General features: G+C 43.8%; 5 protein-coding genes and 1 pseudogene. 2 read left to right on the top strand and 4 right to left on the bottom strand.

Features of this window, described 5'->3' with window-relative positions; genetic code table 11:
• The 4 genes and pseudogenes from QL886_RS05540 to hppD form a co-directional block, all read right to left on the bottom strand.
• Nucleotides 1-583: pseudogene (locus tag QL886_RS05540) on the bottom strand (Na+/H+ antiporter NhaC); the annotation flags it as partial.
• 97 nt (nt 584-680) lie between these two features.
• Complete coding sequence (locus QL886_RS05535) at nt 681-1,022, bottom strand: 4a-hydroxytetrahydrobiopterin dehydratase (RefSeq protein WP_102092724.1); 342 nt, start codon at nt 1,020-1,022, stop codon at nt 681-683.
• Nucleotides 1,023-1,171: 149 nt separating this feature from the next.
• Complete coding sequence (gene phhA, locus QL886_RS05530) at nt 1,172-2,122, bottom strand: phenylalanine 4-monooxygenase (RefSeq protein WP_290177911.1); 951 nt, start codon at nt 2,120-2,122, stop codon at nt 1,172-1,174.
• A gap of 132 nt (nt 2,123-2,254) precedes the next feature.
• On the bottom strand, nt 2,255-3,355 hold the full coding sequence (gene hppD / locus QL886_RS05525) for a 4-hydroxyphenylpyruvate dioxygenase (protein ID WP_057759888.1): 1,101 nt from the start codon (nt 3,353-3,355) through the stop codon (nt 2,255-2,257).
• Nucleotides 3,356-3,533: 178 nt separating this feature from the next.
• Between hppD and QL886_RS05520 the strand changes: the two genes are divergently transcribed.
• Entirely contained in the window at nt 3,534-4,481 is a 948-nt protein-coding gene (locus QL886_RS05520) for a LysR family transcriptional regulator (protein WP_290177910.1), read from the top strand.
• 157 nt (nt 4,482-4,638) lie between these two features.
• Nucleotides 4,639-5,835, top strand: a complete 1,197-nt coding sequence (locus QL886_RS05515) for an amino acid aminotransferase (protein ID WP_191115225.1) — start codon at nt 4,639-4,641, stop codon at nt 5,833-5,835.
• Nucleotides 5,836-6,000: the final 165 nt, after the last annotated feature.

Genomic DNA, 6,000 nt, shown 5'->3' with positions numbered 1-6,000 from the left:
ACATCATATTGCGAATGTGCTCAAACAGATCGATACCAACAACAGAGGACGCAATGGTACAAGTATCAGACAATGGCGACATCTTATCGCCAAAGAACGCGCCTGATACTACTGCTCCCGCCGCTATCGCCACATTGGCATCAAAGGCATTGCTCATACCAATAAAGGCAACACCCAATGTGGCAGCGGTCGTCAAACTACTGCCTAGAGCAATACCGATAATAGAGGTTAAGATAAAAGCAGAGATATAGTAGTACTCAGGTGAGATCAGCTGAAAGCCTACATACATAAGCGTAGGTATAGCACCTGACATCATTAAAGCCGCAACCATCAGTCCAATAAAGAAGAACAAATAGATAGCACCAATACCGCGCATGACACCTGAGGCCATTTGCGCTTGCATGTCATCAAAGCTGAGTCCTTCGTACATACCGATAGCCAGTAGCACACAGATAGCCAAGATAAGAGATAGATGAGGCACCCAGCCAAAGCCGATCATGGTGATACCCATGATACCGATGACTATGGCGGATATGATAAAGGCGAGCTTAGCACTGATTAATGTGAGCGGTTTTGGTGGCATGACACATCCTTAAAATGCCAGTAAATACTGGCACTAAATTGGGTTTGATTTTAATGGTAGAAGTATGGTTAAAGTGATTTGCTAGTGAAGCAACTTATTACTTACCCAGTAAGTCATCGGTCTTAGCTGCCATGACGAAATCATTGCGATGCAAACCCTTGATACTATGCGACCACCAAGTGACCGTAGCCTTACCCCACTCTACCAATATCCCCGGATGATGCCCTTCTGCTTCAGCGATTTCTGCCAGTTGATTAGCAAATGCCATTGCTGAGACGAAGTTTTTAAATTTATACTGACGCTGCAACTGCTGAATACCATCCACCTCAATTAATGACCAATCAGGAATTTGCGGTAATAATTCTTTTGCTTCGGCTTCATCAACTTTCGGTGCGCCAATGCGACAAGCTTCGCAGCTGTTTTGTGATAGTGCTGTCATAATAAAATCCTTTTATAATGGCTGTTGCTAATGGTTGTTTTGATAGCTATTTTCTAATACTTGTACATTGATGTTGATATAGCTGTATTGCTATCTCAATACTTCGTACTGAAGCGATAGTTTTCATGTTTAATTTTGAATTAACGTTTTTAACGGGTTTTTTCTGGATAGGTCGGCTCAAATAGTCCAAGCGACATTGCCTTTTTGACCGCTCCCATAATGTCACTATTGACGATATCAAATAAGGTATCTAATTCATCAATGACATAGTAGATCGGCTGTATCTGATCAATACGATAAGGCGTACGCAACACATCAAGCAAATCAAACGCTCGGTGCTCAGGTTGAGACTGAGGTTGAGACTGCGGCTTATTTTGAGCGATTGAAAGCTCTTGCGGCGTCCGATCAAGTGCATAGACCGTTTCAGAAGGTGAACTTAATATACCGCCGCCGTAAATCCTACGATTTTCTATGCGACTGCCGACCAATCCAAACTCAATGGTAAACCAATATAGTCGTGCTAAAAACCAGCGCTCCTCTTTTGTTGCGCTAAGGCCAAGCTTACCATATGTTTCATTGAAGGCTGCAAACGCAGGATGGGTCAATAGCGGACAATGTCCAACGATTTCATGAAAAATATCAGGCTCTTCAATATAGTCCATGTCATCGAATCGACGAATAAACGTCGCCACAGGAAAGGATTTATTGGCGAGCAGTTTAAAAAATTTACCGAAGCTGATTAATGCAGGCACAGCAGCAGTCTGCCAACCTGTGGTCGCTTGCAATACCTCATCGATATCGTGCAACTGTGGGATATGCGTCGTCGGTAAATTTAACTTGGTCAAACCCTCTAGATATGCATTACACGCACGATTGGGTGTTTGCTCTGCTTGACGTGCCAGCAGTGCTTGCCACATCGCATGCTCATCATCACTATAGTGAATATGACCATTGCTATCTGGCTGGTGTGAGATATAGGGTTGTTTTTTATTTGTCACATTAGAGTGACTGGACACATCGTTGCTTTGCTTATTATTAGTAGCAACGCTATTGGTACCGATGGCAGTATTAAGAGAATCTATCTGTGATAGGCGTTCCATGCCTGTATTCCTTTTATCGCAATGAGAGCATTACCTTTACAGTTGTGCTTGTAGGTAATGCACCTATTAAGGACAACACAAACTCCTTTTGTCTTGTCCAATTGTTAGATGTGGTCTAAGCGTTAGATAATATTATAGGGTTTCAGTCTCTGGCTGACCGACTGTGCCGCGACGTACTTGGTCGCGCTCTATCGATTCAAACAACGCTTTAAAGTTACCTTCACCAAAGCCATCGGCGTAATCGCCTTTACGCTGAATAAACTCAAAGAATACTGGGCTACCCAAGATGGTTTCAGAGAAAATCTGTAGTAGCAGACGCGGTGCACCGCCTTCTGTCGTACCATCTAATAAGATACCGCGCGTTTGCAAGTCGGCGACATTTTCACCATGGTTTGGTAAACGCTCGCTCAGCATTTCATAGTAAGCAGCATTTGGAGCGGTCATAAGCGGAATACCAGCCGCTTTTAGCTTATCGATACTGGCAAACAAATCATCACTGGCTAGCGCAATATGCTGAATACCCTCACCATTGAAATGCATTAGGTACTCTTCGATTTGACCACCGCCCTGTTTGGCTTCTTCATTCAGTGGAATACGGATTTTGCCATCAGGTGCGGTCATGGCTTTACTGGTTAGTCCTGTGTACTCACCTTTGATATCAAAGTAACGAATCTCGCGGAAATTAAAGATACGCTCATAGAATTTTGCCCAGTACGCCATGCGTCCACGATAGACGTTATGGGTTAGATGATCGATAACTTTGAAGCCATAGCCGACAGGGTTTCTGTCGATATCTGCAAAGAACTCAAAGTCGACATCATAGATAGATTCGCCGTCTTTATAGCGGTCAATCAAATAGATTAATGAGCCGCCAATGCCTTTAATAGCAGGCAACCTAAGCTCCATCACCCCAGTTGGTACGTCAACTGGCTGCGCGCCCATTTCAACCGCACGCTCATACGCTTTTTTGGCATCTTTTACCCGAAAGCCCATGCTACAAGCACCAGCGCCATGCTCTTCAACGAAGTAACTGGCTTGGCTTTTTGGCTCGCGATTTAGGATAAGGTTGATATCACCTTGACGATATAGAGCAACGTCTTTCGAACGATGATTGGCGACATGGGCGAAACCAAGCTGCTTAAACAATGCGTCGACTGCATCAGGTTGCGGAGAGGCGAACTCGACAAAATCAAATCCATTTAGTCCCATTGGGTTGTCAAATAAATCTGCCATTGTAATTATCCTTAATTTCAATTGGTAATAGAAAATCGATGAGTAGTAAAAGTCGATTAATAGTAAAAGTCTATAAAACGATTAATAATCAATCTTTATTGTTGACGTTGTATTTATATTAGATTAGCTTTATTTATAAGACTAATTGTTTTTTATGATTTATTTATCAGGTTTTCTTATGAATATCAGTATTCGCCAATTGACCGCATTTATCAAAGTCGCTGACAACGGCAGCTTTACTCGTGCCAGCGAACAGATGTATTTGACTCAATCTGCTGTTAGTGGATTGATTAAGGAATTAGAGACTAGCCTCGGTATCGTGCTGTTTGATCGAACCACTCGCCAGTTGTCTCTGTCAGCAGTAGGACGGCATCTACTACCGCAAGCGCGGCGTATCTTGAATGAGATGCAGCTGTTTGAAAATGAAGCGAGTAGCTTGACCAGCTTAGCTCAAGGTCAGGTGCGCTTGGCGGTATCACAGTTTGCAGCATCTTCCCTACCCGCAGTCATTGCTCAATTTGCCAAAGAATACCCAAATATCGGCGTCTCACTATTGGACTGCTCAGCCGAAAATTTGCTCAAACATATCCAAGATATCGAAGTCGATTTAGGCGTTGGCACCGAGCTTGGTTTTATAGAAACTGATGATGACATCAGGGCTGACTTGTTATATCAGCTACCATTTTGCGTGGTTATGCCAGACAATCATGCACTGGCACAAAGAGACGAAATTACTTGGCAAGATTTATTAGAAACGCCACTAATTACCTTACAAGGTCCGTTCCTTGAGCAAGTAACCGCAGAGCTCGACGACTCTATCTCCGCTCATGTTCAACAAGCCCGCTACAAAGTGAACTTTATGTCTACCGCGCTTGAGATGACGCGCCAAGGTTTTGGTATTACCTTATGCCTACCCTACATGCCTGAGGTGATTGACTGGGTCAGTGCCAATGGTCTACTGATGCGCCCGCTCACACAACCGGTCAAAATGCGGCAGTTCTTTATCTATCAGCGTGCTTCACGGGCGCTCTCTCCGGCGACCATTGCTTTTAAGCAGTTTTTGCAAACGTATTTTGCGTCTCATTATAACGACCTACATCACTCTGACTCATCATCTAGCGAATGACGTATAGCATGTCAAATGCGCTTGATAGATGGATAAACAATCTATTTGGCTATTTATTTTATTAATTGCCGCATATAACCCACTCTCGTGTTGAGTTCAGCCGCGATTTGCTCTATGATTTTCGGCTGCTCGATTTATATTTTTATAAGGAAATGGCATGTTTGAACGTATCGATTATTACGCTGGTGATCCAATCTTAGGTCTTATGGAAAAATACTCAGCAGATAGCAATCCTAACAAGGTCAATTTAGGCATTGGTATTTATTATGATGAGAATGGCGTATTGCCTGTACTCGACTGTGTAAAAACAGCCGAAGAGCGTATTGCTGATCCTATCGCCCCGCGTCCATACTTGCCAATGGCAGGTCTACCAGGCCACCGTAAAGGCTGTCAGGAATTACTATTTGGTAAAGACGCCCAGATTTTAAAAGACGGCTTGGTCGCTACTATCGCTACAATCGGTGGTTCTGGCGCGCTAAAAGTTGGTGCTGAATTTATTCATGACTGGTTCCCACAAGCTAAGTGCTATGTGAGCGATCCGACATGGGGCAACCATATTGCTATCTTTGAAGGCTCTGATGTAGAAGTCGGTAAATACCCGTACTACGACAAAGCCAACAGCAGCATCAAATTTGATGAAATGATTGCGTTTTTTGAAACATTAAACAAAAACGACGTCATTTTGCTACACCCATGCTGCCATAACCCAACCGGTATGGATTTGACCCAAGCGCAATGGGACACTGTACTCAACGTCGTGAAGGCGCGTGAGCTGATTCCATTCATGGACATCGCTTATCAAGGGTTTGGCGAAGACATGGACAGCGACGCTTACGCTATTCGTAAAGCAGTTGAGATGGGTCTCCCATTGTTTGTCAGCAACTCATTCTCTAAAAACTTGTCGCTATACGGTGAGCGCGTCGGCGGCCTATCAGTTGTCTGCCCAACCGTAGACGAGACCGAGCGCGTATTCGGTCAGCTAAATGCGACCGTACGCCGTATCTACTCAAGCCCGCCATCACATGGTGGACGTGTGGTCGATATCGTTATGAACGATGAAGCACTACATGAGCAGTGGGTTGGCGAAGTTTATGCCATGCGCGACCGTATCAAAGCGATGCGCCTAAAGCTAAAGTCAGTGTTAGAGGCTAAAATCCCTAACCGTAACTTTGATTACATCACCCGTCAAAACGGTATGTTTAGCTTTACTGGCTTGACGCCTGAGCAAGTCGAGCGTTTACAAACTGAGTTTGGTATCTATATGGTTTCTAACTCACGTATGTGTGTAGCTGGCCTAAATACCAGCAACATCGACTATGTGGCCAATGCCATGGCAGACGTCTTAAAAGACTGATTGAGCCAATTTACTTAATACGTTACTCAATATGTAACTTGATAAAAAATGAACGCGGATAAGAAAGGCTGAGCGCTTGCTCGGCCTTTTTTTGTGCCTAGCATTTAATCAAAATTATTTCGTCATAACCATCTTGTCAGAGTCGTTTATTCAAAATAGTAGCAA

Source organism: Psychrobacter sp. APC 3281 (genome assembly GCF_030407815.1).
Lineage (GTDB): Bacteria > Pseudomonadota > Gammaproteobacteria > Pseudomonadales > Moraxellaceae > Psychrobacter.
This window is presented reverse-complemented; position numbering and strand designations above follow the sequence as displayed.

What these genes read in the sequence shown, in the direction of transcription:
- QL886_RS05535 (WP_102092724.1), bottom strand. Translation starts at nt 1,022, where the DNA reads ATGACAGCACTATCACAAAACAGCTGCGAAGCTTGTCGCATTGGCGCA.
- phhA (WP_290177911.1), bottom strand. Translation starts at nt 2,122, where the DNA reads ATGGAACGCCTATCACAGATAGATTCTCTTAATACTGCCATCGGTACC.
- hppD (WP_057759888.1), bottom strand. Translation starts at nt 3,355, where the DNA reads ATGGCAGATTTATTTGACAACCCAATGGGACTAAATGGATTTGATTTT.
- QL886_RS05520 (WP_290177910.1), top strand. Translation starts at nt 3,534, where the DNA reads ATGAATATCAGTATTCGCCAATTGACCGCATTTATCAAAGTCGCTGAC.
- QL886_RS05515 (WP_191115225.1), top strand. Translation starts at nt 4,639, where the DNA reads ATGTTTGAACGTATCGATTATTACGCTGGTGATCCAATCTTAGGTCTT.